The organism is Luteimonas chenhongjianii (assembly GCF_002327105.1).
GTDB classification, from domain to species: Bacteria; Pseudomonadota; Gammaproteobacteria; order Xanthomonadales; family Xanthomonadaceae; genus Luteimonas; species Luteimonas chenhongjianii.
Genome location: NZ_CP023406.1, coordinates 1,866,119 through 1,890,596, shown reverse-complemented (window position 1 = coordinate 1,890,596; position 24,478 = coordinate 1,866,119). Strand labels below are relative to the sequence as shown.

Here is a 24,478-nt window from a genome sequence, read left to right as displayed (position 1 = left end):
AGGCCGCCCGCAGGCGGCCTTCTTTTTGCCTGCCGAAACGCCGGCTCAGAACCCGTAGGCCAGTTGCATCGAGGCCATGCGGTCGCTGCCACGCGGCCCGAACCGCTGGTCGAGGCCCAGCATCATCCGCGTGCGCGGCGACAGCCAGGATTCCAGCGCCAGGCCCAGCAGCCCGCCCGAACGCGCCGGCTCCAGACCTGCGATCGGCGCCCAGGCTTCGATGCCGGTGAAGCTCGCCTGGAGATCGAAGCCGCTCGACGACAGGGTCTGCTGCCACTCGCCATAGCCATGCAGCGAGAAGCCGGGCGCATCCCAGCGCGCCCGCAGGCCGGCGATCGCCTGGCTGCGCTGGACGTCCCAGCCGCTGCTGCGCAAACCGAAGCCGTCACCGCCGCGCTCGTCGAAGCCGTCGCTGCGCAGGCGCACCTGTTCGGCGCCCAGATACGGGCCGAACTCGGCCGCGCCGACCTGCCAGTAATGGCCGGCTTCGACCGCCGCCTGGGTGTAGCTGCCGGCGTAGCGCGTGGAGACGCCCTGCCAGCCGGCGCCGGCGAAGAGCTGGCGCTGCATGTCGCGGTCGAAGCGGCCGCTGCCGAGCTGCGCCATCACATAGCTGTTGCCGAAGCTGCGGGCCAGATATGCCTGCGCCTGGGTCTGCCGGTCGCGGTTGCGATCGCCGCGCGCTGCGGCGAGGCCGTCGCCGCGCAGTTCGCCGAACGCAAAGCCGGCCACCAGCCCGTTGCCGAGCCGATGGTCGCGGCCGATGCTCCAGCCGTCGACGCTGAAACCGTCGCGGGCGAAGCCGCCACTACCGCCCTGCCCCAGCGTTTCCTGCCAGAGGCCGGTGCCGGCGCCGGACGCGGCCAGCGCGCCGACACGCGACGCCACCACGCGCCGCCCCATGTCGACGTTGTCGAACGTCGTCGTCAATGCCGCGGCATGTTGCGCGCCCGACAGGCTGTCGAGCGCCGCAAGCGCCGCCGCTTCGCCCTGGATGCCCTGGAAGGCCCCGGCGGTGCGGATGAAACCATCGGCAATCGGGCCGCTGCCCACGAGCGCCTGCCCGTCGATCTGCTCGAACGCGCCCTCCACGCGCTGCGCCGCGCCCAGCGACTGCGGGGTGATGCCCGCCAGCGAGGCGGCGGTCGCGGTCACGTCGAGGCGAATGACATCGATCCAGGCGAGATTGGTGTCGTAGCGCAGGTTGCCTTCGAGAAACACCCCCGGGCCGCGGGTCAGGCTGCCGAATCGCCCGGTGATGCCGCCGACGGCTTCCACGACGGTCTCGCGCCGCTGCAGCGTGTAGCCGCCGATGATGCCGGTGACCTGCAGCTCGCCGGCGAGGCTGGCCGTGCCGGTGACCTGCAGCGGCGCGCCGATCTGCCAGGCGAGACGGGCGGAATCGGCCTGCTGGAAGTTGCCGGCGATGGTGCGTGCAGGCACGTTGCCGGTGACGGCGAAGGTGCCGCGGTTGACCAGATCGCCACCGACGCGGCTGCCGCCGAGCTGCAGCGTGGCGCCCGATTCCACCGTGGCCGCGCCGGGGATCGAGGACGAGACGAACGCAAGGGTGCCGCCCTCGGCGCGCGTCGCACCGGCATACCCGGCGTCGCCGCTCAGCCGCAGCGTGCCACCGCCGCGTTTGACCAGGCCGCCGTTGCCGCGGATGTCGTTGCCCCAGGTCGAGGTGCCGCTGCTGAAGTTCGCGGTCACGTCGCCCCAGTCGAACTTCGCCGGGCCGAGGACCGCCTTGCCCACATCGAGCACCCCGTAGCCGAATACCGGGTCGACGCCCGCCGCACCGATGTCGGTCGCGGTACCAAGAAGCGTCTGGCGCACGAGGTCGTTGTTGAAGTACGGGAAGGCTTCCCACACCAGCGCGGCGGCGCCCGAGACCAGCGGCGCGGCCAGCGATGTGCCGCTGTAGCGCCAGTAATCGGGCTGGTCGGGCGGGTTGTCGGTGCCGGTGACGATCACCGTGCCCGGCGCCACCAGGCAGTAGCGCATCGCGACGCCGCAGGCGTTGGAATAGCTCGCGAGCGCGGTCGTGCTGCCTTCGGCCAGGGCCGAGACCGTGATCCAGCCGCGTTCGAGATCCGCGGCAGGCAGGCTGCCGCCGGTGCCCTGCTTGCTCGGCAGCGCGGCGGTATCGGACGGGTTGGCGAAGCCCGCATTGCCCGACGCGAATACCACCAGACCGCCGTGGTTGACGATGAAGGGGCGGTACTCGGCGGCGATCTGCGCGGTGACCGCCAGGTTCGTCCAGTACAGCCCGCCCCAGGAATTGTTCATGACCTTGACGTTGCGGTTGATCAGGTCGCGATGGATCGGCTCCAGGCCCAGCGGGCCGTCGATCTCGTTGCCTGCTCCGGAGCCGTCGTCCTCGGGCGGCTTGTCGCCGATGATGCGCGCCGACACGATCTCCGCGTTCTGCGCCACCCCGCCCGGCCAGGTGCCGAACGGGCGGCCGGCCGCGATCTGGGCAACAGCGGTGCCGTGGCCCGACACGTCGTCCACCGACAGGTTGTTGCCGGGCCCGATGTACACCAGGTTGGCGACGACGCGGTCGCGCAGCGCCGGGTGCCTGCGGTTGACGCCGCTGTCGATGAAGCCGATCCGGACGCCGCGGCCGGTAAACCCGGCTTCGTGCGCTGCGAAGGTATTGGTGTCGGCGAGGTGCCCGCTATAGGCGGGATTGGGCGGCTGGACGACCGTCGGTGGTGGCGTCACGGGTGGTGGAGGCGGTGTCACCGGTGGGGGCGCTGCGGGCGGCGGGTCCAGCACGACCAGGCCTCCACCCGAGCCGCCCCCGCCGCATGCGGTGAGCGCGGTAGCCAGTGCGCAAGCCAGCAGGCTGCGGCGTGTGGTCTTCGCGCCCGTGCGCGCCGTGATCGCATTCGACATCGTGTCCTTCTCCAGTCTGGTGCAGGCGCAGCGCCCCTGCATGCGTGATCCCCACACGCGCATCTATACCTGCAACCGGCGGCGGCTGTCATCGGGTGGCCGGTCGCGGCGACTTCGCAGTGGCGCGGATGCGATAATCGACGTCACTGAGCGGTTCACCTATCGGAGTTTCCTCCCCAATGACTGACATCGTCATCGTCGGCGCCAAGCGCACCCCTATCGGTTCCATGCTCGGCCAGTTCACCGGCGTGCCCACGACCACGCTCGGCGCGACCGCGATCACTGCCGCGCTGGAACACGCAGGTGTAGCCCCGGAACTCGTCGACGAAGCCCTCATCGGCTGCGTGTTGCCGGCCGGCCTCGGCCAGGCACCGGCCCGCCAGGCTGCGCGCGCCGCGGGCATTCCCGATGCCGCCGGCTGCGTGACCATCAACAAGGTCTGCGGCTCGGGCATGCAGGCGGTGATGTTCGGTCATGACCTGATCAAGGCCGGCACGGCCAGGTTCGTCGTCGCCGGAGGCATGGAGTCGATGACCAATGCGCCGCACCTGCTCAACGGTTCGCGCACCGGCATCCGCTACGGCAGCGCCGAGATGCTCGACCACATGGCGTGGGACGGCCTCACCAATCCCTACGACGGCAACTCGATGGGCGTGTTCGGCGACATCGCCTGTGCCAAGTACGAGTTCAGCCGCGAGGAGCTGGACGCCTATGCGGTCGAGAGCGCCACTCGCGCCAAGCACGCGATCGAATCTGGCGCGTTCAAGGCCGAGATCGTTCCGGTGACCGTCGCCTCGCGCAAGGGCGAGGTGTCCTACGACACCGACGAACAGCCCGGCCGCATCCAGGTCGAGAAGATCCCCACCCTGCGCGCGGCGTTCGGCAAGGATGGCCGGTTGACTGCGGCCAGCTCGTCGAGCATTTCCGACGGCGCCGCGGCGCTGGTGCTGACCTCGGCCGATGAGGCCGAGGCCCGCGGACTCAAGCCGCTGGCGCGTATCGTTGCCCATGCGCGCCATTCGCAGGCACCCGAGTGGTTCACCACCGCGCCGATCACCGCGATTCGCAACGTGCTGGACAAGGCCGGCTGGAGCGTCGAGGACGTGGACCTGTTCGAGATCAACGAGGCGTTCGCGAACGTCGCGATGGCGCCGATGAAGGATCTGGGCATCCCGCATGAGCGGCTGAACGTGAATGGCGGTGCACTGGCCCTCGGCCACCCGATCGGTGCCAGCGGCGCGCGCCTCATCGTCACGCTGATCCACGCGCTTCAGTCGCGCGGCCTCCAGCGCGGCGTAGCGACCCTTTGCATCGGCGGCGGAGAAGCCACCGCAATTGCCGTGCAAATGGTGTGAACTTCGGATAACGTGTTTTTTACGAAAAAAGGGCGCACGTCCCGCTTGACAGCTGTCCGCGGCTTGTCATCATGTCGTCGGCGCGCATTAAGCGCGTTGCCCACACTTTCAGACGAGGAAGACACAATGACGATCAACAAGGCTCTGCTTGCCCTGGCCATGGGTTTTGCGCTTGCCGCCTGCAGCAACGCCGAGCAGGCCAACAGCTCGGCTGAAGGCGCTGCCGACGCCGCTGCCGACGCTCAGGCTGCTGCCAACGAGACGCAGGATCCGGCGCTGGCCGGCACCGCGCAGGCTGCTGCCGACGACGCCGCTGCTGCTGCCGACGCCGCTGCTGACGCTGCTGCCCAGGCCGCTGCGGCTGGCACCAACGACGGCGCCGAGCACGCTGCCGACGCTGCCGACCACGCTGAGTCGCAGGCTGAAGACGCTGCCGACGCTGCGGAAGAAGTGGCTCCGTAATTCATCCGATGGCGTAACGCCATCGCGTTTGGATTCGAAGGCCGCCGGGTTCGCCCGGCGGCCTTTTTTGTGCGCGGTGCGGCGTATCGAAGTGCAGTGCAACTGCAAGGCGGCAGTTCGCGCGCCGACATGCGCGCGGCGCCGGTGCGCCCGGCACCCGCTGATCTACGAGTGGCCCGCACGAGAGACTTGCCACAAGCGGCATGCACCGCAGCGCCACTCGCGCTGCCCCCCGCCCCGATACCCCCACTTCTTTGCACGGCGCTCACCTGTTCGCATTCATGCTCCGGGCTCCCACCGCTTCAGGACCCATGCCCATGCAGATCAAGCCGATCAACGTACTCGCCGCAGCGCTGATGCTGGCGCTGGCCGCGTGCAGCAATTCCAACGACGCGGAACGCGAACGCGCCGAAGCCGCGCAGGCCAACGAAGCCGCCGGCCAGGCGATTTCCAGCGCCGCCTCCGCGACCGCAGACGCGGCGCGCGCGACCGCCGATGCTGCGGCCCAGCAAACCCGCGAGGCTGCGCACGATGCAGCCGTCCGCGCCGACGCTGCAGCCGCAGACGCCCGGCGCGCCACCGGCGAGGCCACCCAGAGGGCAGGCCAGGCGATCGAGAACACCGGCGAGCGCATCGAGGAAAGCGCCGACAACTGAGCAGCGCTTACTCCGACCGGAAGCCCGCCGTCAGGCGGGCTTTTTATTTTGGGGTGGGCGTGCGTGCCGCACTGCACCTCCCTTCACACAACAGACGCTGCGCATGCCCCCTGCGGCCGCTCGCGCGCTTCCGTATCCTTGCGGTTTTCCCGCAAGGTGCCTTCCGCATGCCCGCACTCACTTCGCAGCTCGATCCGCGCGCGCAGGACTTCATCGACAACGCCGACTACCACCGCGCGCTCGTCGATGAACTGCGGCAGCGGCTGGCGCGCGCGGCGCAGGGCGGTGGCGAGGCCGCGCAGGCGAAGCACACCGCGCGCGGCAAGCTGCTGGCGCGCGATCGCATCACCGCCCTCCTCGACCCCGGCTCGCCGTTCCTCGAGATCGCGCCACTCGCGGCCGAGGACATGTACGACGGCGCGGCGCCGGCCGCAGGCGTCGTCGCCGGTATCGGGCGCGTGCAGGGGCTGGAAGTCGTCATCGTGGCCAACGACGCGACCGTCAAGGGCGGCACCTACTTCCCGATGACGGTGAAGAAGCATCTGCGTGCCCAGGAGATCGCTCGAGAGAACCATCTGCCCTGCGTCTACCTGGTCGATTCGGGCGGCGCGTTCCTGCCGCTGCAGGACGAGGTGTTCCCGGACAGGGAGCACTTCGGACGGATCTTCTACAACCAGGCGCGGATGTCGGCGGAGAACATTCCCCAGGTGGCCGTGGTCATGGGCAGCTGCACCGCGGGCGGCGCATACGTACCGGCCATGTGCGACGAGTCGGTGATCGTCAAGGAGCAGGGCACGATCTTTCTCGGCGGCCCGCCGCTGGTGAAGGCGGCCACCGGCGAGGTGGTGGACGCCGAGGCGCTGGGCGGGGCCGAGGTGCACACCAGCGTGTCGGGCGTGGTCGATCACTTCGCCGAGGACGATGCCGACGCGCTGCAGATCGCGCGCGACATCGTCGGCAGCTTCAACCGCCCGCGCGTCACCCGGCTGGCGCGGCGCGCGACGGTCGAACCGCTGTATCCGGCCGAGGAGCTCTACGGCATCGTGCCCAGGGACACGCGTCGGCCCTTCGACATCCGCGAGGTCATCGCCCGCGTCGTCGACGGCAGCGACTTCCAGGAGTTCAAGGCGCGCTACGGCAAGACGCTGGTGACCGGGTTCGCCCATGTACATGGCATGCCGGTGGGCGTCGTCGCCAACAACGGCATCCTGTTCGGCGAGAGCGCGCTCAAGGGCGCGCACTTCATCGAGCTGTGCAACCAGCGCGGCATTCCGCTGGTGTTCCTGCAGAACATCACCGGCTTCATGGTCGGCCGCAAATACGAGAATGCCGGCATCGCCAAGGACGGGGCGAAGATGGTCACCGCCGTCGCCTGTTCGAGCGTGCCGAAGTTCACCATCGTCATCGGCGGCAGCTTCGGCGCCGGCAACTACGCCATGTGCGGACGCGCCTACGGCGCGCGCTTCCTGTGGATGTGGCCCAACGCCCGCATCAGCGTGATGGGCGGCGAACAGGCGGCCAGCGTGCTGGCGACCGTGCGCCGCGACGGTATCGAAGGCAAGGGCGGCAGCTGGAGCGCCGAGGACGAAGAGGCCTTCAAGCAGCCGATCCGTGAGCAGTACGAACACCAGGGCAGCCCCTGGTATGCGACCGCGCGCCTGTGGGACGACGGCATCATCGATCCGGCCGACACCCGGCGGGTGCTGGGCCTGGGCCTGGCGGCCTCGCTCAATGCACCGATCGAGCCCGCGCGCTTCGGCGTCTTCCGGATGTAGGCGCAAAGCGCGGGGCCGGGTGGTCCCGACAGGCGGCAAGTGCTTGCGCGGTCACGCTTTCGCGGCGTGGCGCGCCGCTGCAGAGCGCAGTTCGCGTGCTAGCCTCGGCTTCCGCGCTGCCGACCGCGGCGTCGCGGAAGTCCTGTTTCGAGCGGTCCCTTTCCGCTCCCCGTCCTTTTCAGAGGTAACGCGCGACATGGCCATTTTCCCGCAGTCCGGCACCGCCAAGAAGGATTCCCCCATATTCGGCTCCGACGCGGCGCCGCCGCCGGTCCCGGCCCGTGACACGGCGTCCCCGGCGATTGCCGACTTCCAGACCGCCACGCTGCCCACGCCGCCGCAGGCCGCACCGGCGCCTGCAGCACGCCCGGCCGCGCCGAGCGGCAAGGAATCGATCATTGCCGCCGACCTCACCATCGAGGGCAAGATCGAGGGCTCGGGCGATATCCGCATCGCCGGCCGCTTCAAGGGCGACGTCAACGTGCAGGGCGACCTGACCATCGAGCATGGCGCCAAGCTCAACGGCGGTGTGCGCGCCAAGCAGGTGCTGGTGTCGGGCGAACTCGAAGGCAACATCGAATCGGCCTCGCTGGTGGAACTGCGCGACTCCGCCGTGCTCACCGGTGACCTGAAGGCCGGTTCGCTGACGGTCGCGAAGGGTTCCAGGATCCGCGGCCACATCGAATGCGGCTGGGACGACGTGGCTGCGCCGGCCAGCAACGGCAGCGGCGCAGCCAAGGACAAGGCGGCCAACGACAAGTCCAGCGCCTGACCGTGAGCAGCCGTCCCGGCGCGGCAGGTGCCACGCGCACCTGTCCGCACTGCAAGACCACGATCCTGGACAGCGCCACGCGCTGTCCGGCGTGCCAGCACTATCTGAAGATCGACGCCGCGCCGGCTTCGCCCATCGTCGCGCGGCATGCGGTTCAGCGCGAGGAGACCACCACCGCGCTGGAGGTCGAGGGCCGCATCCGGCATCCGGCCGAAGGCGGCGCCTGGGAATATTCGGTGGTACTGGTGATCCGCGACGAGGCGGGAAAGGAGATCAACCGCCAGGTGGTCGGTGTCGGCGCGCTGCTGGTCGGCGACGAGCGCACCTTCAGCCTGGCGGTCGAGGTCACGCCGACCAACGACATGCGCCGTCCGACACGCTCGCCCCTGAGCCGCGGGCGCTCCTAGCCACTCCCGCCGCGGAAGCGGCGACCAGCGGAGCGCATGCCGCAGCACCGCGCCCACGGATGTCCCCGGGCCCACCTCACGCCAAGTGCCACACCCGCGAGCGCGCGCTCCCGGCCGGCATGTTTGCAGCGCCGCATGGGTCGCACGTCCCGACTCGTTATGATTCCGGACCGTTCTGCAGGACCCGATGCGCATGTCCGATGCTTTGACCCTCGTCCGCACTGGCGCGGTGGCGCGCCTACGGCTGGACCGTCCTGCCCTGCACAACGCTTTCGACGCGGCGCTGATCGCGACGCTGACCGCCGCGCTGGACGCAGTGGGCGGCGATCCGGACGTGCGTGTGGTCGTGCTCGAAGGCACCGGCGCGTCGTTTTCGGCCGGCGCGGATCTCAACTGGATGCGCAGCATGGCCGCGGCCAGCGAAGCCGACAACCGCGAGGACGCAATCGCCCTCGCCCGCCTGATGCGGACCCTCGACGAGCTGCCGAAGCCGACGATCGCGCGCGTCCACGGCGCTGCCTTTGGCGGCGGCGTCGGGCTGGTGGCCTGCTGCGACATCGCGATCGGGGTGCCGGGCGCGAAGTTCGGCCTGACCGAAAGCCGGCTCGGCCTGCTGCCGGCGACGATCGCCCCCTACGTCGTCGCGGCGATCGGCACGCGCAATGCGCGGCGCTATTTCGCCACCGCCGAGCTCTTCGACGCGGCGCAGGCGCAGCGCATCGGGCTGCTGCATGAAGTGGTCGAGGCCGACGCGCTCGATGCCGCGGTGGACCGGCAGATCGCACTGCTGCTGAAAGCCGGCCCGAACGCCGCCGCAGGCGCCAAGCGCCTGGTGCGCGCCGTCGCCGCTGCCACCGACCGCGATCTTCTCGACCAGGACAACGCCTCGCTGATCGCCGCGCTGCGGGTCTCGGCCGAGGGCCAGGAAGGCCTGACCGCATTTCTGGAAAAGCGCCCGGCGACATGGGCGACGAGCGAAAAGGATGCCCATGTTTGACACCCTGCTGATCGCCAACCGCGGCGAGATCGCCTGCCGCATCATCCGTACCGCGCGCCGCCTCGGCATCCGCACGATCGCGGTGTATTCGGAGGCCGACGCCGACGCCCAGCACGTGCGCCTGGCCGATGCGGCCTATCCGATCGGTGGTCCGCGGCCGCAGGATTCCTACCTGCGCGGCGATGCGATCCTCGAGGTCGCGCGCAACTCCGGGGCACAGGCGATCCATCCGGGTTACGGCTTCCTCAGCGAGAACGCCGACTTCGCCGACGCGGTCGAGGCCGCGGGGCTGACCTTCGTGGGGCCGTCGTCGGCCTCGATGCGCAAGATGGGCAGCAAGGCGGGGGCGAAGGACCTGATGGCCGCGGCGGGAGTGCCGGTCGTGCCCGGCTACACCGGCGAGGACCAGTCCCCGGCCACGCTCGCGCGCGAGGCCGCGCGGATCGGTTTCCCGCTGATGATCAAGGCCGCGCACGGCGGCGGTGGCAAAGGGATGCGCATCGTCCGCGCGCTCGAGGAGTTCATCCCCAATCTGGAGAGCTGCCAGCGCGAAGCGAAGAACGCCTTCGGCCGTGACCGGGTGCTGCTCGAGCGCTACATCGAATCGCCGCGCCACATCGAGATCCAGGTGTTCGGCGACCGCCATGGCGGCGTGATCCACCTCAACGAGCGCGAGTGCTCGGCGCAGCGCCGCTACCAGAAGGTGTTCGAGGAATCGCCCTCGCCGTTCCTGACGCCCGAACTGCGCGCGGCGATGGGCGAGGCCGCGGTCCTGGCAGCGCGCGCGATCGATTACGCCAATGCAGGCACGGTCGAATTCATCGTCGATCCGGCCGGCCACTTCTATTTCATGGAGATCAACACCCGGCTGCAGGTCGAGCATCCGGTGACCGAGCTCACCACCGGGCTGGATCTGGTCGAGTGGCAGTTGCGGATCGCCGCCGGCGATCATCTGCCGCTTGCGCAGGACGAAGTACCGCGCATCGGCCATGCGATCGAGGTGCGGCTGTATGCGGAAGATCCCGATGCGGGGTTCCTGCCCGCGTCGGGCATGCTGCGCACGCTGCGGCTGCCACCGCCGTCGGACCATGTCCGCGTCGATTCCGGCGTCGTCGAAGGCGACACGGTCACGATCTTCTACGACCCGATGATCGCCAAGCTCATCGTCTGGGACCAGGACCGGCCGCGCGCGCTCGCCCGTCTGCGCGAGGCGCTCGCGCAGTGCCGGATCGTCGGTCCGAAGTCGAACATCGAATTCCTCGAGCGCCTGGTGCGCCACCCGGCGATCGTCGACGCCACCATCGATACCGGCTATCTCGACCGCCATCTCGAGGAGTTCGTCTCCTCCGCCGATGTGGTGCCGCCGGCGCGTCTGGTCGCCGCCGCGGCAGTCGCCCGGCTGCTGGGCGAGGCGGCGCCCGCGGGGGACCCGTCGCCCTGGACCGCCAATGACAACTGGCGCCTCGGCGCATCGCCCGCGCGCACGCTGATGTTCGAGCATCGCGGCCAGCCGCTCCCGGTCACGGTGTCGGGCGCGGCGGACGATCGCGTGGTGCACGGCCCCTCCGGCGCTGTCGCGGTCGCTGGCGCGCGGCTCGTCGACGGCGTGCTCAGCGCGCGCTTCGACGACAGCGCCGCGCGCATCGCGGTCATCGCCGGGCCGGACCACATCGTGGTCCACGACGGCCAGGCGCGGCTGGACCTGCGCCACGTCGCCGGTGCACGCCGCAGCGCCGGCGCCGACGCTGCCGGGGACGATCGCGTCCGTGCGCCGATGCCGGGCCGCATCGTCGCGGTGCAGGTCGCTGCGGGCGACACGGTCGTCGCCGGCCAGCCATTGCTGGTCATGGAGGCGATGAAGATGGAACTCGCGCTCAAGGCCCCACGCGACGGCAGCGTCGCCGAGATGCGCGCGGTGGCCGGCGAGTTCGTGGATGCGGACGCGGTGCTGGCGGTGCTCGGATGAGCCTGCCGGTGGACGTGCGCATCGTCGAGGTCGGACCGCGCGACGGCCTGCAGAACGAGAAGACCCTCGTCTCGACCGCCGACAAGATCGAACTGATCGACCGGTTGTCGGCGACCGGCCTGCGCAGCATCGAGGCGACCAGTTTCGTCAGCCCGAAGTGGGTCCCGCAGCTGGCCGATGCCGCCGAGGTCTATGCCGGTATCGAGCGGCGCCCCGGCATCGCCTATCCGGTCCTGGTGCCCAACGAAACCGGGTATGACCGGGCGCGCGCAGCCGGGGTCGCGGAGATCGCGGTGTTCACCGCGGCCTCGGAAGCCTTCAACCGGACCAACATCAACGCATCGATCGCCGAGTCGCTGCAGCGCTTCACTCCCGTGCTGGACCGCGCACGCGCCGATGGCGTGCGGGTGCGTGGCTACGTCTCCACCGTGCTGGGCTGTCCCTACCAGGGCGCGGTGCCGGTGGCCGACGTGGTCCGGGTCGCGCGTGCGCTGCACGAGATGGGCTGCTACGAGATCTCGCTCGGCGACACGATCGGCGTGGGCACGCCTGCGGCAGCGCGCGCGATGCTGCGCGCCGTCGCCGCCGAGGTGCCGATGCCGGCGCTCGCGGTGCATTTCCACGACACCTGGGGCCAGGCGCTGGCCAACGTGCTGGCGTGCCTCGAGGAAGGCGTCGCAGTGATCGATTCCGCGGTCTCCGGCGCCGGCGGCTGCCCGTACGCGAAGGGCGCCAGCGGCAACGTCGCCAGCGAGGACGTGGTCTACATGCTGCACGGAATGGGCGTGCGTACCGGCATCGATCTCGACAGGCTCGCCGAAACCGGCAACTGGCTCGCCTCCAAGCTCGGTCGCGCGTCGGGCAGCAAGGTCGGGCAGGCACTCGCCGCGCGGGGATGAGTCTGGAAGCAGGCGCTGCGTCCTCCGTGCCGCGGCCCTCGTCGTCGTCCACACGCCCGCGCAGGCGCGGCTGACGGTTGCGGGTGCGCTGCGGGCGCGCAGACCGATCGGCGACGCCGTACCGGGCACACGAGGGCCGGTTAAACTGCGCGCTTTGCCTGCGAGGATCCGCTCATGACACCCGATTCCGTCCGCGCCATCGTGACCGGCGGTGTGTCCGGCCTTGGCCTCGCCGTGGCCCATCACCTGGTGGCGGGCGGCGGCAAGGTCGTGCTGTTCGACGTCAACGACGACAAGGGCGCCGACGCCGTCGCCGCGCTCGGCCAAGCCAATGCCCGTTACCTGCGCACCGATGTCACCGACGAGGCCGGCGTGGTCGCCAACGTCGATGCGGCGCGCGCGTTCCTCGGCGGACTCAATGTCGCGATCAACTGCGCCGGCATCCTCGGCGCCGGCCGCGTGCTCGGTCGCGAGGCGCCGATGCCGCTGTCGACGTTCAGCACCACGGTCATGGTCAATCTGGTCGGCAGCTTCAACGTCGCCAAGGCCGCAGCGGCGGTCATGCAGCGCAACGAGCCGGGCGAGGACGGCGAACGCGGCGTGATCGTCAATACCGCCTCGGTCGCCGCCTACGAGGGCCAGATCGGCCAGGCCGCGTATTCGGCCTCCAAGGGCGGCGTGGTCGCGATGACCCTGCCGATGGCCCGCGAGCTCTCGCGCTTCGGCATCCGCGTCAATACCATCGCGCCGGGCATCTTCTGGACGCCGATGGTCGACGGCATGCCCGACGAGGTGCAGCAGTCGCTGTCGGCCTCGATCCCCTTCCCGTCGCGCCTGGGGCGTCCGGAGGAATTCGCCGACCTGGTCGCCTACATCGTGGGCAACCGCTATCTCAACGGCGAGACCATCCGCCTCGACGGCGCGGTGCGCCTCGCCCCCAGGTAAGGCCGCAGCGCCGTGCCGACACGGACCCTGCATCGCATTGTGCTGGCCGCGGCGTTGGCTTGCCTGGCGCTGGCTGCGCACGCCCAGCCTGCCGGACTCGACGCCACGCTCCGCGCCGGCGGCTATGTGGCGGTGCCGATGACCCGACATGGCGATGCGCACCTCGCCATCGAGCTGCACGTCAACGGTGTGCGCGGCCGCTTCATCGTCGACACCGGCGCGGGTCGCACCGTCATCGACCGTGCCGCGCAGTCGCGCTTCGCCGACGGACGCGATGTCGTGGCGGGCGGCGTCGCCACGGGCGCCGGCGGCAGCGGGCTCGCGATCGCTGCCCTGCCCGGCAGCCGACTGCGGATCGGTGCCTATCGCGACGACGCGTTCACCGCCCACTTCCTCGCGCTCGACCACGTCAATGCGGCGTTCTCGCAGCGTGGAGAGGCCGCCGTCGACGGCGTGGTCGGCGCGGACGTGCTGGTACGCGGCGCGGCGGTGATCGACTACCCGAACCTGCGGCTCTACCTGCGCAATCCCGATGCCGGCCGCGGCGCCGGGTCGCCTTCCCCAACCAGTTCTCCATCCAGCAGCGGACAACGATGAAAGCCTACGACGTCAAGAAAGGAAACGTGGTCGAACACAATGGTGGCGTGTACCAGGTGCGCGACATCGAGCGCAGCTCGCCGCAGGGCCGCGGCGGCAACGTGCGCTTCCGCTTCACCATGTACAGCGTGCCCGGCGGCACCAAGACCGACGCCAGCTTCGACGGCGACGACGAGCTGCGCGAGGTCGACCTCGCCCGGCGCCAGGCGAGCTTTTCGTACAAGGACGGCGACGCGTTCGTGTTCATGGACGACGAGGATTTCACCCAGTACACGCTGGATGCCAATGTCGTCGGCGACGGCGCCGGCTACATCACCGAGGGACTGACCGGCCTGTTCGTGCAGGTCATCGACGATGCCCCGGTCGGCCTGCAGCTGCCGCAAAGCGTGGTGCTCGAAGTCGTCGACACCCCGCCCGAACTCAAGGGCGGCACCGCGACCAAGCGCCCGAAGCCGGCGATGCTCAACACCGGCATCGAGATCCAGGTGCCGGAATACATCACCAACGGCGAGCGCGTGTGGGTCAACACCATCACCGGAGAATTCGGCGGCCGCGCGGACTGACCAAAGGGGATCGGCGAGCGTCTGGAGCGCGCAAGCTTCCGACGCTCCGATGCCCTGGCCGTCTTCGCCGGGAGGCAGGGTCTGGGGCGCTGGCACCCATGCGCAACGCGAGCACCGCTCGCTCTGACCTCCACCGCACCGTGCGTGCAACGCCCGGCATGCGTTCCGATGTCGTGCGTTCCGATGTCGTGCCGACGCCAGCCAGCGGGCCGGGACACGCTGCAGACACCCGCATGTCCTGCGCGCGCAGGTGACGCCGCTCAATCCAGTTCCAGCCCACCCGCCTCGCGATGCAGCGTCCGCAACCGCGCACCCAGCACCTCGACGTTCCGCTCGAGCGCCGCGATCCGCGCCTGCGCCTGCGGCGTCAACGCCATCCGCCCCTCGTCCTCCAGTTGCGCGCGCAGCCCGTGCAGGCGCTGCGCGCGCGCGGCCACGTCGTGCTGGAGCATCGAGCGTTCATCGGGCTGCGGCAGCCCGTAGCCGTCCGCCAGTAGTTGCGCGGGCCGGCTGAGACGATCGCCGGCGTCGAGCATTGCCCGCAGCGTCGCGAGCGAAGGCGCGGCGACTGCAGCCTGCCGCGGATCGAGCAGCTGGCGCTTGAGTACGTCGCGCAGGCGCAACATCTCCCGGCGCCGCGCAGCATGTTCGAGCACCAGCAGCGCCGCGCCGTCGCGCAGCTGCGCGCCATCGAGCCAGGGCGCGCGCGCCTGCGGCGCGAGGTCGAGCCAGTCGGCATACCGGGTGACCGGCAGCGGTTGCGCGGCGCGGGCGACATCGAACAGGGCCTGATACTCCGCATCGGCGGACGGAAATCGGAATCCCTTCCGCACCGCATCTTCGCGGTCAAGCACCGACAGGTCCGCAGCGCCGCTGCGCGCGAGTCTGCGCAGCAGCCCGGTCGGGGTCACGCTGCGCAGCCGTGCATCGGCCAGCCGCGGCACGCCCGTCTGCAGCAGCTTCCAGGTTTCCACCGCGCAGTTGTTGCCGATGAAGTAGTAACGCCCGTCGTAGCTCCAGTGCAGCGAGGCCGCCTGGGTCAGCAGCGTGGCGATCTCGCCCGGCGACAACCCCAGCGGCACCGATTGCAGGCCGCGCAGTTCCACCCGCGTGTACTCCTCGATGACCTGGTCGAGCGGAAGCACGAACAGCCGCGACGGGTAGCGCCCGGTCAGGCCACGCAGGCTGGAGATCTGCACGTCGTCGACGAAGGCGCGGAACGACAGCACACGGTGATGGGCAAGATCGAGCCGGCAATCGGGCCCGGGAGCGCGGCCCGGCGCGCAGATCACCAGCCGCAGCATGCTGTGGCCCCAGCGGCTCATCGGTTGCGCGTTGCCTTCGGCCAGCAGGTAGTCGACGGCATGGACCTGCGCGGGATCGAGCATGAGCAATGGCGCGGCATCCGCCTCGGGCTGGGCCTCGACGAAGGCCAGTTCCGGCGCGCAGGCGGCCTGCGGCGGTGCCCAGCCGAAGTGCGCGGCGAAGTAGGCGTGCAGCGCCGGACGGCGGCAGGCGTATTCGGCGTCGAGCAGGAAGTACTCCAGGTTGACGGCGACGAACTCGGCCGGTGCGGTGCGCTCGTAGGCATCGGGGCTGCGATCGCGCATGGCGTTGTCGCGCACGCGCAGACCCAGGCGCAGAGGCCGCTGCGGCCAGCCGGCGAGATCGAGCAGCCGTGGATCGCGCGACAGGCCGCCATGTGTCGAGTGGTCGTAGCGATGGGCGAGCTCGTGCAGCAGGGCGCGCTGCAGTGCCTGTGCATCGTCCGCATCGGCGAGCAGCGAGCGACGCATCCGCAGATGCGCACCGAATGCGCGACCGTGGACAGCGCCGGGCAGGTCGTCGCGCCAGTCGACGACAACATCGAGACCCGGTGCGTCGCGCCAGGCGGGCGGCAGACGCGACAACGCAGCGGTCAGTGCGAGGTCGGCCTGGATGGCTTCCGCAGGACGCAACGGCTCACCTGTCACCTGCTGCGCGACCGCCCAGCCGGCGGCCGATGCCGCCGGCGCCAGCAGGGCCGCGGTCAGGACGATGGCGGCCCGCGTCAGCATCGGCCGGCCTGATCAGCGGGCGAGGATGGCCTGCGCGAGTTCGAGATCGGACGCCTCACGCGCGAGCGGCCGGGTCTCGCGCAGGTGCCGCAGCGCGGCTTCCAGACGCGCGCCACGGATGCGTCCCTCGCTGGCGACGAATCCTGCGGCGTCTTCTCGCGCCTGCAGCACCACCTTGTCGTTGCCGGACGTGCTGCCCGACGAGGCCGAGGCGCCGCCCGAGGTCGCGCCCGCACTTGTGCCGGCGAAACTGCCGGCGAAGGCCGGCGCGGACAGGGCGGCCAGCAGCAGGAATGCGGAACGGACCTTCATGGGAGACTCCGGAAACGGTGGAGGGGCGCCACTGCAACTTCGCCGGTGCGCAGGCGACCGGACCTTCAGTCGAACAGTTTGCCCGGGTTGAGGATGCCGGCAGGATCGAGCGCACGCCGGATGCCACGCATCACCGCGATCTCCGCCGCGCTGCGGGTCGACCCCAGATAGGCCTTCTTGACCAGACCGATGCCGTGTTCGGCCGAAATGCTGCCGCCGTACTCGGCCAGTGTTTCCGCCAGCAGTCTGGTCACACGCTCGCATTCGACGACGAAGTCGGCGTTGGCCATGTCCGCCGGCTTGAGCACGTTGATGTGCAGGTTGCCGTCGCCGATATGCCCGAACCAGACCACCTCGAACTGCGGATACTCCGACGCAAGCAGGGCCTGGGTGCGCGCCAGGAAGCCCGGCATCGCCGAAACGCGCACCGATACGTCGTTCTTGTACGGCAGGTGTGGCGCGAGGCTCTCGGTGATGCCCTCGCGCAGCCGCCACAGCGCCGCGGCCTGCGTATCGCCGTGACTGATCACGCCGTCCTCGACCCAGCCCTGCTCCATGCAGTACTCGAACGCCGACAACACCTGCACTTCGCCCGCCTCGCCCTCGCAGGCGAACTCGGCGACGACGTAGTACGGATACGCGGCGTCGAACGGCGCCTGCGCGCCGTGCGCCACCACGTGGTGCAGCGCGCGGTCGGTGAAGAATTCGAAGGCCTCGAGCGGCAGCCGCGCACGCAGGGCCTGGAATACCTCCATCAGCACTTCGAACGAGGGCAGCGCCAGCAGCATCACCCGTGTGTCCGGCGGCGGGTCGGTCAGCCTCAGCGTCGCCTCGACGATGATGCCGAGCGTGCCTTCCGACGCCACCGCGAGATGGCGCAGGTCGTAGCCGCTGGAGTTCTTGACCAGCCCGCGGTTGAGGTCGAGCAGTTCGCCGGTCGCGGTGACCAGCCGGATGCCGGCCACCCACTCGCGGGTGTTGCCGTAGCGCACCACGCGGATACCGCCGGCGTTGGTGGCGATATTGCCGCCGATCGAACACGAGCCGCGCGAGGCGAAATCCACCGGATACTGCAGGCCGTGCGACCGCGCCTCCTCCTGCACCGCTTCGAGGGCGATGCCGGCCTCGACGGTGAGCAGGCGATCGGCCGGCTCGAAGCCCACCACCCGGTTCATGCGCTGCAGGCTCAGGACCAGTTCGCCGTTGGCCGCGACCGCGCCGCCCGACAGGCCGGTGCGCCCGCCCGAGGGCACGACGGCGACGCCTGCGGCATTCGCCCAGCGCATCGTCGCCTGCACTTCTTCGATCGTCGCCGGCAGTGCGACCGCCATCGGCGCCGGCGTCCAGCGTCGGGTCCAGTCGACCCCGTAATGCGCGAGGTCGGCGGGATCGGTCAGCAGGCGCAGCGAGGGGACTTCCGCCTGCAGGGCGGAGATTCGGGGGTCGGACATCGGACACGCGGCCGGTAAAGCGGGAGGGCCAGCGTACGAGCGCGCTCCGGATGCGTCCAGCACGGCTGCGCGTGCGCGGGCGACTCTGGCACCATGCAGTGCGCACTCCCCTACGCTTACGCTGCGGATTCATCCATGAAGACCTCGTTCCCCCTGCAGGACATTCGCGTCCTGCTGCTCGAAGGCATCAGCCAGAGCGCCGTCGACACCTTCCGGGCGGCCGGTTACACCCAGATCGAAATGCACCCCAAGGCCCTGCCGGACGACCAACTGCGCGCGAAGATCGCCGACGCGCACATCGTCGGCATCCGCTCGCGCACGCAGCTCAGCGCGGAGGTGCTGGCGGATGCACGCAGGCTGATGGCGATCGGCTGCTTCTGCATCGGCACCAACCAGGTCGACCTGGAAGCGGCGGAGCGTGCCGGCATCCCGGTGTTCAACGCGCCCTATTCAAATACCCGCTCCGTGGCCGAGCTGGTGGTCGCCGAGGCGGTCATGCTGCTGCGGGGCATCCCGCAGAAGAACGCCCAGTGCCACCGCGGCGGCTGGAGCAAGTCCGCGCTCGGCAGCCACGAGGCGCGTGGCAAGACGCTGGGCATTGTCGGCTACGGTCATATCGGCACCCAGGTCGGCGTGCTGGCCGAGTCGCTGGGGATGCAGGTGCTGTTCCACGACATCGAAACCAAACTCTCGCTGGGCAATGCGCGCAGCGCGGCCAGCCTCGACGACCTGCTCGCACGCAGCGACGTGGTCACGCTGCACGTGCCGGAAACCCCGGCGACGAAACTGATGTTCGGCGAAGCGGAACTGGCCGCGATGCGCCCGGGTGCGCACCTGATCAACGCCTCACGCGGCACCGTGGTCGACATCGACGCCCTCGCCGCCGCGTTGCGCAGCGGCCACATCGGCGGCGCCGCGGTGGACGTGTTCCCTGTCGAACCGCAGGGCAACGAGGATGCGTTCGAGTCGCCGCTGCTCGGTCACGACAACGTGCTGCTGACCCCGCATGTCGGCGGCAGCACGCTGGAGGCGCAGGACAACATCGGCATCGAAGTCGCGGCCAAGCTCGTGCGCTACAGCGACAACGGCAGCACGCTGTCTGCGGTCAACTTCCCCGAGGTCACCCTTCCCGAGCACAGCGGCAGCCACCGACTGCTGCACCTGCACCGCAACGTGCCCGGCGTGCTGTCGAAGATCAACGAAGTGTTCTCGCGCGAGGCGGTGAACATCGACGGCCAGTACCTGCGCACCACCGCCAACGTCGGCTATGTGGTCATCGACGTTTCCGCCAGCGGCGACCAGGCGACGCACCTGCGCAGCGAGCTGTCGAAGATCGAGGGCACCCTGCGCACGCGCGTCCTGTATTGAAGCACCGGCGCCCCGCCCGGCCTCAGTAGTTCGCCCACAGGCCGGGCGTGGCGAACTCGAGCACGTGCCCGTCGGGATCCTCGAAGTACAGACTGCGTCCGCCGGCCGGCCACGACATCTCGCCGCGCATCGGCACGCCATGCGCCGCGAGCCTTGCCTTCCAGCCGTCATAGGCATCGGCGCTGATGCGCAGGGCCATGTGCAGGGGCCCGCACCCGTCGTGGCCCGGCACGGTGCCGCGCTCGCTGGTGGTATCGGCCTGCGAGGCGCCGCGCGCGAACACCAGCAGCACACTTTGGCCACCGGCATCGAAGGCGGTCAGGCGATCGCCCTGCATCAGCGTGCGCAGGCCCAGCACGTTCGAGAAGAAGGCCACCGCCCGTGGCATGTCGTCCACGTACAGGGCGGTTTCGAGTACGCCGCCGATCTGCAGGGCGCTGGAATCGGGAGCTGTGGTCATGGCTCGCATGATGTCCGCTTTGCGGGCCTGGCGCATCGGACCGGCGAATCGCCGAGATCCCGTTGCCCGTTGTCTGCGCGAGCGACCGTCGGCAGCGCTTGCGACACGGACGCCTATCGGCTCATGACGGGCGCGCGGCCCTTTCGCGCCAGCGTTGCGCCATGCGCTGCAGGGAAGCGTCATAGCCGTTCCCCAGTGCCACCTCGAGGATGGGCACCCATGCCAGTGCCAGCGACTCCTCGCTGATGGCGAACGTCTCGTCCGTGCCCGCGCGCACGACGTAGCGCACGTCGTAGTGCCAGTGCCCGGGGACGTCCCTGTGCACGGGAATCCAGTGGCGGTCGAGATCGAAGATCTCCGGCAGCACCGCGACGTCACGCAGTCCGGTTTCCTCCTCGGTCTCGCGCAGCGCCACGCGCGCCAGATCGCGGTCGCCGTCCGCGTGTCCGCCCGGCTGCAGCCACAGGCCGAGCTTGCGATGGTGGGTCAGCAGGGTGCGTGCGCCATCGCGGCTGACCACCAGTGCCGACGCTGTGAAATGACCGGCAAGCCGTGTGCGGACGAAGGGATCCTGCGCATCGCCGAGCACGGCCACGAACTCCGTGGCGACCTGCGACTGTGCAGGATGGGCCTGGCCGAACCGGGTGAAGGCGCGTGCGAGCGACGCGACGGGATCGGCCATGGAAGCGCTGGTATCGGGCATGGATTTGTTGCGACGCGGCGTGACCGGTCGCGCAGGATCGGGGTTCGCGCGAAGTGGCACAAGCCGTTGCGGTGTTGCTTGTGCCGGGCGTCCGCGTTTGGCATGGTACGGCGATTCCGCATGGCCGCGGGGGGCGACGGAACGTCTGGTGGCCAGTCGCGACACCATCGACCAACCGGGGAGCCCGATGTTCAAGAACCTGATGATCACCAAGCCTATCGAGGCGCAGCCGCATGTCGATGCCGGCGAACCTGTCGAAGGCAGTCTGTCTGGCGAAGTGGGCTTCAAGCGCACCCTGACCGCGAAGCACCTCGTGATGCTCGGACTGGGCGCGGTGATCGGCGCGGGCATCTTCGTCATCACCGGTACCGCCGCCGCCAATCACGCCGGCCCGGCGATCATGCTGAGCTTTGTCATCGCCGGCTTCGCCTGCGCGATGGCGGGCCTGTGCTACGCCGAGTTCGCGGCCATGATTCCCGCCTCGGGCAGCGCCTACAGCTACACCTACGCGACGCTGGGCGAGGCACTTGCCTGGTTCGTCGGCTGGAGCCTGGTACTCGAATATCTGTTCGCGGCGTCGACCGTCGCGGTCGGCTGGTCGGGCTATACGGTCAGCTTCCTCGACAGTCTCGGCGTGCACCTGCCGGCAGCACTGACCCAGGCGCCGATCAACTTCTGTACGCATGAGGCGGCGCAGGCCGGCGCGTGCGAATTCGGCAAGTTCGTCACCACCGGCGCGCTGTTCAACCTGCCGGCGGTGCTGATCATCGGCGCGGTCGGCATCCTCTGCTACGTGGGCATCACCCAGTCGGCGACCGCGAACGCGATCATCGTGTCGATCAAGGTGCTGGTCATCCTGCTGCTGCTGGCCTTCGGCTTCCAGTACATCAACGCCGAGAACTGGCTCCCCTTCATCCCCGAGAACCAGGGCGGCGACCGCTTCGGCTGGGAAGGCGTGCTGCGCGGGGCGTCGATCGTGTTCTTCGCCTACATCGGCTTCGACGCGGTCTCGACGGCGGCGCAGGAGGTCAAGAACCCGCAGCGCGACATGCCGATCGGCATCCTCGGCTCGCTGTTCCTGTGCACGGTGATCTACATCGCGGTATCGGCGGTGCTGACCGGCATGGTGCCCTACACCACGCTCGGCACGGCCAAGCCCGTCGCCACGGCGCTCGAGGCATTTCCGAGCCTGCTGTGGCTCAAGACGCTGGTGGAGATCGGCGCGATCGCCGGCCTGACCACGGTCATCCTGGTGATGCTGATGGGCCAGCCGCGCATCTTCTTCTCGATGGCGCAGGACGGCCTGCTGCCGCGCTTCTTCGGCGCCATCCACGCGCGCTTCCGCACGCCGCACAAGGGCACGGTGCTGGTGGCGCTTGTCGCAGCCGTCATGGCGGCGTTCCTGCCGATCCAGCTGCTGGGCGACGTGGTCTCGATGGGCACCCTGGTCGCGTTCGCCACCGTGTGCCTGGGCGTGATGGTCCTGCGTCGCACCCAGCCCGACCTGCACCGCCCGTTCCGGGTGCCGGCCGTGTTCGTCGTCGGCACCCTCGGCGTGGCCGCATGCCTCGGCCTGGTCGCCACGATGCCGCTGCTGAACTGGATGGTGCTGCTGGCGTGGACCATCATCGGGTTCACCATCTACTTCCTCTACGGTTACAAGCACAGCAAGCTCCGGCAGCAATTGCCGCAGCGCTGATCCGCCGCCACACGGCCCGCCCCGCGCGGGCCGTGTGCCCTTAGAGCCTCCGACCAGCGGCCGTCGCCGCCCCCTCGCGGATCACCCCCATGTCCACGACCTCCAACGTCAAGCAGATCGGCCCGGTACTGGCGACCTTCATGGTGGCCAACAACATGATCGGCTCGGGGTTCTTCCTGCTGCCGGCAACGCTCGCGCGGTCGGGTGCGGTCACCGTGTTCTCGTGGCTGATCGGGACCGTGCTCGCCGTCGCGCTGGGCGGCGCGTTCGCGCGATTGGCGCGCCAGTATCCCGATCTCACATCGCCCGACGACTACATCCGCCCGAGCCTCGGCCGGGACATGGGCTTCCTCGCCACCACGGCGTACTGGCTCTCCTCGTGGATCGGCAACAACGCGATCGCGGTCGCCGCCATCGGGTATCTGGTGATCCTGCTACCGGTGAGCGACGGTCCCGGTGTACAGCTGACCGGACAGATCCTGCTGATCTGGTCGATGCTCGCGCTGAACCTGCTGGGGCCGCGCACCATCGCGCACTTCCAGTCGTTCTGCGTGGTCTTCGGCCTGCTGCCGATCGCCGCGGTCCTGATCGCCGGCTGGGCCTATTTCGACTCCTCGATCTACTTCGCGGGCTGGAACGTCAGTGGCGAGTCCGACGCCGCGGTCGCGTTCGGTTCCCTGGCCACGGTGTTCTGGGCCTTCATCGGCCTGGAGACCGGCGCGATGGTGGCCGGCGTGGTCCGTAATCCCAAGCGCAACGTGCCGATCGCGACCCTCGGCGGCATCCTGCTTGCGGGCGTCGTCTACATGGTGTCCTCGGTGCTGATGATGGGCATCGTGCCGGTCGAGGAACTCGCCGAGTCGAGCGCGCCGTTCGCCCTGGTCGCCGGACAGATGTTCGGGGCCTGGGCGATCCCGGTGATCGCCGCGGCGGCCGCGCTCAAGGCCACCGGCACGCTGGGCGGCTGGCTGCTGGTGACGGGCGAATCCGGCGCGCGCGCGGCGCATCGCGGCTTCCTGCCGCGGTTTTTCGGACACCTGCTCCCCAACGGCGCCGCCGGTCAGGGCCTGCTGGCCGTGGTGATCTCGATGACGATCATCGCCTTCGCTACCGTATCGGACACGGTCGGGACCCAGTTCGAGACCATCATCAACATGGCGGTCACCCTGGTGGTCGTGGCCTACGCCGCCGCTGGCCTGAGCCTGCTCCTGGGCAATCCCGAGCGTCCGGCGGGGCCGCGCGACCGCATCCTCGGCATGTGTGCGCTGCTCGCCTGTGGCCTGCTGATCTGGTCGACGCCGATCGACACGCTGATGGGCGCGCTGATCATCTGCCTGCTGGCCTGGGCTGCATACCGCGGCTTCCCGCGGCGCGGCCAGACCGCAAAGTGAGCCGCGCCGCCAAGGCGCCAGGCAGCACGGTCCGAAACCTGCGGGCCGCGCGGACGGCATGCCCGGCACGCTAGACTTCACGCCATGTCAGACACGCCTCCTTACGACACCCACCGTCTGCGCGAACTCGCAGGCGAGTTGATCGTCAATATCCGCGAACTCGCCCAGGCCGGCTGGACCCCTGCGACCAGCAGCAATTTCTCGCGCCGCCTCGATGATCGCCATGCCGCGATCACGGTCTCCGGCCGCGACAAGGGCCGGCTCGGGGAAAACGACATCATGGTCGTCGACTTCGAAGGGCGGGCTGTCGGCAGCGAACACCGGCCTTCGGCCGAGACGCTGCTCCATACCCAGCTCTACCGCCGGTTCCCGGAGATCGGCTGCATCCTGCATACGCATTCACCGACCCAGACCATCGCCTCGCGCCTGTTCGCCGGCGCCGGACACGTGCGCCTGGCAGGCTATGAACTGTTGAAGGCCTTTGCCGGCAACAGCACCCACGAGATCGCGATCGATGTTCCGGTGCTGCCCAACAGCCAGGACATGCGGGTGCTGTCGGCGCAGGTCGACGCCCTGCTCGATGCCGGGCCGATGTGGGGCTATCTGATCGATGGTCATGGTCTCTATGCCTGGGGCCGCGACATGGCCGAGGCCCGGCGGCACCTGGAGGCGTTCGAGTTCCTGCTGCACTGCGAACTGGAGCTGCGCCGGCTCGGCGTACGCAGCTGAATTCCGCGCA

General features: G+C 69.7%; 22 protein-coding genes. 16 read left to right on the top strand and 6 right to left on the bottom strand.

Annotation, left to right across the window (positions count from 1 at the left end):
- Positions 1-45 precede the first annotated feature (45 nt).
- Complete coding sequence (locus CNR27_RS08690; RefSeq protein ID WP_096300462.1) at positions 46-2,904, bottom strand: S8 family serine peptidase; 2,859 nt, start codon at positions 2,902-2,904, stop codon at positions 46-48.
- 179 nt (positions 2,905-3,083) lie between these two features.
- Here CNR27_RS08690 and CNR27_RS08685 point away from each other — a divergent pair, with 179 nt between their 5' ends.
- From CNR27_RS08685 to yeiP, 12 genes are all read left to right on the top strand, one after another.
- Complete coding sequence (locus CNR27_RS08685; protein ID WP_096297989.1) at positions 3,084-4,259, top strand: thiolase family protein; 1,176 nt, start codon at positions 3,084-3,086, stop codon at positions 4,257-4,259.
- Positions 4,260-4,385: 126 nt separating this feature from the next.
- On the top strand, positions 4,386-4,721 hold the full coding sequence (locus CNR27_RS15715) for a hypothetical protein (RefSeq protein WP_096297988.1): 336 nt from the start codon (positions 4,386-4,388) through the stop codon (positions 4,719-4,721).
- A gap of 317 nt (positions 4,722-5,038) precedes the next feature.
- A complete protein-coding gene (locus tag CNR27_RS08675; RefSeq protein ID WP_123832383.1) occupies positions 5,039-5,377 on the top strand; it encodes a hypothetical protein in 339 nt (112 codons plus the stop codon).
- Between the two features lie 167 nt (positions 5,378-5,544).
- Entirely contained in the window at positions 5,545-7,152 is a 1,608-nt protein-coding gene (locus CNR27_RS08670; protein ID WP_096297984.1) for a carboxyl transferase domain-containing protein, read from the top strand.
- Positions 7,153-7,348: 196 nt separating this feature from the next.
- Positions 7,349-7,924 carry a bactofilin family protein gene (locus tag CNR27_RS08665; protein WP_096297982.1) on the top strand — a complete coding sequence of 192 codons (576 nt, stop codon included), beginning with the start codon at positions 7,349-7,351 and terminating at the stop codon, positions 7,922-7,924.
- A 2-nt stretch (positions 7,925-7,926) separates the two neighbouring features.
- The gene (locus CNR27_RS08660; protein ID WP_425435416.1) at positions 7,927-8,331 is read left to right on the top strand and encodes a hypothetical protein; all 405 of its coding nucleotides are present in this window, start codon (positions 7,927-7,929) and stop codon (positions 8,329-8,331) included.
- 193 nt (positions 8,332-8,524) lie between these two features.
- A complete protein-coding gene (locus CNR27_RS08655; protein WP_096300458.1) occupies positions 8,525-9,328 on the top strand; it encodes an enoyl-CoA hydratase-related protein in 804 nt (267 codons plus the stop codon).
- Entirely contained in the window at positions 9,321-11,294 is a 1,974-nt protein-coding gene (locus CNR27_RS08650) for an acetyl-CoA carboxylase biotin carboxylase subunit (RefSeq protein ID WP_096297981.1), read from the top strand. Before CNR27_RS08655 ends, CNR27_RS08650 begins: the two co-directional genes overlap by 8 nt.
- Entirely contained in the window at positions 11,291-12,193 is a 903-nt protein-coding gene (locus CNR27_RS08645) for a hydroxymethylglutaryl-CoA lyase (RefSeq protein ID WP_222843090.1), read from the top strand. Before CNR27_RS08650 ends, CNR27_RS08645 begins: the two co-directional genes overlap by 4 nt.
- A 174-nt stretch (positions 12,194-12,367) precedes the next feature.
- A complete protein-coding gene (locus CNR27_RS08640; protein WP_096297979.1) occupies positions 12,368-13,138 on the top strand; it encodes an SDR family oxidoreductase in 771 nt (256 codons plus the stop codon).
- A 12-nt stretch (positions 13,139-13,150) separates the two neighbouring features.
- Positions 13,151-13,735, top strand: a complete 585-nt coding sequence (locus tag CNR27_RS08635) for an aspartyl protease family protein (protein WP_157745338.1) — start codon at positions 13,151-13,153, stop codon at positions 13,733-13,735.
- On the top strand, positions 13,732-14,298 hold the full coding sequence (gene yeiP, locus CNR27_RS08630) for an elongation factor P-like protein YeiP (RefSeq protein WP_096297975.1): 567 nt from the start codon (positions 13,732-13,734) through the stop codon (positions 14,296-14,298). Before CNR27_RS08635 ends, yeiP begins: the two co-directional genes overlap by 4 nt.
- 260 nt (positions 14,299-14,558) lie before the next feature.
- Here the strand turns inward: yeiP and CNR27_RS08625 are convergent, their stop codons facing one another.
- The 3 genes from CNR27_RS08625 to CNR27_RS08615 form a co-directional block, all read right to left on the bottom strand.
- On the bottom strand, positions 14,559-16,355 hold the full coding sequence (locus tag CNR27_RS08625) for a DUF7844 domain-containing protein (RefSeq protein WP_096297973.1): 1,797 nt from the start codon (positions 16,353-16,355) through the stop codon (positions 14,559-14,561).
- Positions 16,356-16,367: 12 nt separating this feature from the next.
- Positions 16,368-16,667, bottom strand: coding sequence for a DUF2388 domain-containing protein (locus tag CNR27_RS08620; protein WP_096297971.1), 300 nt, complete (start codon positions 16,665-16,667; stop codon positions 16,368-16,370).
- Between the two features lie 65 nt (positions 16,668-16,732).
- Positions 16,733-18,118 (bottom strand): FAD-binding oxidoreductase, encoded by a 1,386-nt coding sequence (locus CNR27_RS08615; RefSeq protein ID WP_096297969.1) that lies wholly within the window; start codon positions 18,116-18,118, stop codon positions 16,733-16,735.
- A 93-nt stretch (positions 18,119-18,211) separates the two neighbouring features.
- On the opposite strand from CNR27_RS08615, the gene serA reads away from it, so the two are divergent.
- On the top strand, positions 18,212-19,486 hold the full coding sequence (gene serA / locus CNR27_RS08610) for a phosphoglycerate dehydrogenase (protein ID WP_425435415.1): 1,275 nt from the start codon (positions 18,212-18,214) through the stop codon (positions 19,484-19,486).
- A 22-nt stretch (positions 19,487-19,508) separates the two neighbouring features.
- On the opposite strand, the gene CNR27_RS08605 is transcribed toward serA, so the two are convergent.
- On the bottom strand, positions 19,509-19,946 hold the full coding sequence (locus tag CNR27_RS08605) for a VOC family protein (RefSeq protein ID WP_096300455.1): 438 nt from the start codon (positions 19,944-19,946) through the stop codon (positions 19,509-19,511).
- 121 nt (positions 19,947-20,067) lie between these two features.
- Positions 20,068-20,628 carry an NUDIX hydrolase gene (locus CNR27_RS08600; RefSeq protein WP_096297965.1) on the bottom strand — a complete coding sequence of 187 codons (561 nt, stop codon included), beginning with the start codon at positions 20,626-20,628 and terminating at the stop codon, positions 20,068-20,070.
- 208 nt (positions 20,629-20,836) lie between these two features.
- Between CNR27_RS08600 and CNR27_RS08595 the strand changes: the two genes are divergently transcribed.
- The 3 genes from CNR27_RS08595 to CNR27_RS08585 all read left to right on the top strand — a co-directional run bounded on the left by CNR27_RS08595 (position 20,837) and on the right by CNR27_RS08585 (position 24,468).
- Positions 20,837-22,348 carry an amino acid permease gene (locus tag CNR27_RS08595; protein ID WP_096297963.1) on the top strand — a complete coding sequence of 504 codons (1,512 nt, stop codon included), beginning with the start codon at positions 20,837-20,839 and terminating at the stop codon, positions 22,346-22,348.
- An 89-nt stretch (positions 22,349-22,437) separates the two neighbouring features.
- On the top strand, positions 22,438-23,739 hold the full coding sequence (locus CNR27_RS08590) for an amino acid permease (protein WP_096297961.1): 1,302 nt from the start codon (positions 22,438-22,440) through the stop codon (positions 23,737-23,739).
- Between the two features lie 84 nt (positions 23,740-23,823).
- Positions 23,824-24,468 carry a methylthioribulose 1-phosphate dehydratase gene (locus CNR27_RS08585; RefSeq protein ID WP_096297959.1) on the top strand — a complete coding sequence of 215 codons (645 nt, stop codon included), beginning with the start codon at positions 23,824-23,826 and terminating at the stop codon, positions 24,466-24,468.
- Positions 24,469-24,478: the final 10 nt, after the last annotated feature.

Bases quoted from the DNA above. Each gene is read 5' to 3' on its own strand.
- CNR27_RS08690 (WP_096300462.1), bottom strand. From the start codon at position 2,904: ATGTCGAATGCGATCACGGCGCGCACGGGCGCGAAGACCACACGCCGC.
- CNR27_RS08685 (WP_096297989.1), top strand. From the start codon at position 3,084: ATGACTGACATCGTCATCGTCGGCGCCAAGCGCACCCCTATCGGTTCC.
- CNR27_RS15715 (WP_096297988.1), top strand. From the start codon at position 4,386: ATGACGATCAACAAGGCTCTGCTTGCCCTGGCCATGGGTTTTGCGCTT.
- CNR27_RS08675 (WP_123832383.1), top strand. From the start codon at position 5,039: ATGCAGATCAAGCCGATCAACGTACTCGCCGCAGCGCTGATGCTGGCG.
- CNR27_RS08670 (WP_096297984.1), top strand. From the start codon at position 5,545: ATGCCCGCACTCACTTCGCAGCTCGATCCGCGCGCGCAGGACTTCATC.
- CNR27_RS08665 (WP_096297982.1), top strand. From the start codon at position 7,349: ATGGCCATTTTCCCGCAGTCCGGCACCGCCAAGAAGGATTCCCCCATA.
- CNR27_RS08655 (WP_096300458.1), top strand. From the start codon at position 8,525: ATGTCCGATGCTTTGACCCTCGTCCGCACTGGCGCGGTGGCGCGCCTA.
- CNR27_RS08650 (WP_096297981.1), top strand. From the start codon at position 9,321: ATGTTTGACACCCTGCTGATCGCCAACCGCGGCGAGATCGCCTGCCGC.
- CNR27_RS08645 (WP_222843090.1), top strand. From the start codon at position 11,291: ATGAGCCTGCCGGTGGACGTGCGCATCGTCGAGGTCGGACCGCGCGAC.
- CNR27_RS08640 (WP_096297979.1), top strand. From the start codon at position 12,368: ATGACACCCGATTCCGTCCGCGCCATCGTGACCGGCGGTGTGTCCGGC.
- yeiP (WP_096297975.1), top strand. From the start codon at position 13,732: ATGAAAGCCTACGACGTCAAGAAAGGAAACGTGGTCGAACACAATGGT.
- CNR27_RS08625 (WP_096297973.1), bottom strand. From the start codon at position 16,355: ATGCTGACGCGGGCCGCCATCGTCCTGACCGCGGCCCTGCTGGCGCCG.
- CNR27_RS08620 (WP_096297971.1), bottom strand. From the start codon at position 16,667: ATGAAGGTCCGTTCCGCATTCCTGCTGCTGGCCGCCCTGTCCGCGCCG.
- CNR27_RS08615 (WP_096297969.1), bottom strand. From the start codon at position 18,118: ATGTCCGACCCCCGAATCTCCGCCCTGCAGGCGGAAGTCCCCTCGCTG.
- serA (WP_425435415.1), top strand. From the start codon at position 18,212: ATGCAGTGCGCACTCCCCTACGCTTACGCTGCGGATTCATCCATGAAG.
- CNR27_RS08605 (WP_096300455.1), bottom strand. From the start codon at position 19,946: ATGACCACAGCTCCCGATTCCAGCGCCCTGCAGATCGGCGGCGTACTC.
- CNR27_RS08600 (WP_096297965.1), bottom strand. From the start codon at position 20,628: ATGGCCGATCCCGTCGCGTCGCTCGCACGCGCCTTCACCCGGTTCGGC.
- CNR27_RS08595 (WP_096297963.1), top strand. From the start codon at position 20,837: ATGTTCAAGAACCTGATGATCACCAAGCCTATCGAGGCGCAGCCGCAT.
- CNR27_RS08590 (WP_096297961.1), top strand. From the start codon at position 22,438: ATGTCCACGACCTCCAACGTCAAGCAGATCGGCCCGGTACTGGCGACC.
- CNR27_RS08585 (WP_096297959.1), top strand. From the start codon at position 23,824: ATGTCAGACACGCCTCCTTACGACACCCACCGTCTGCGCGAACTCGCA.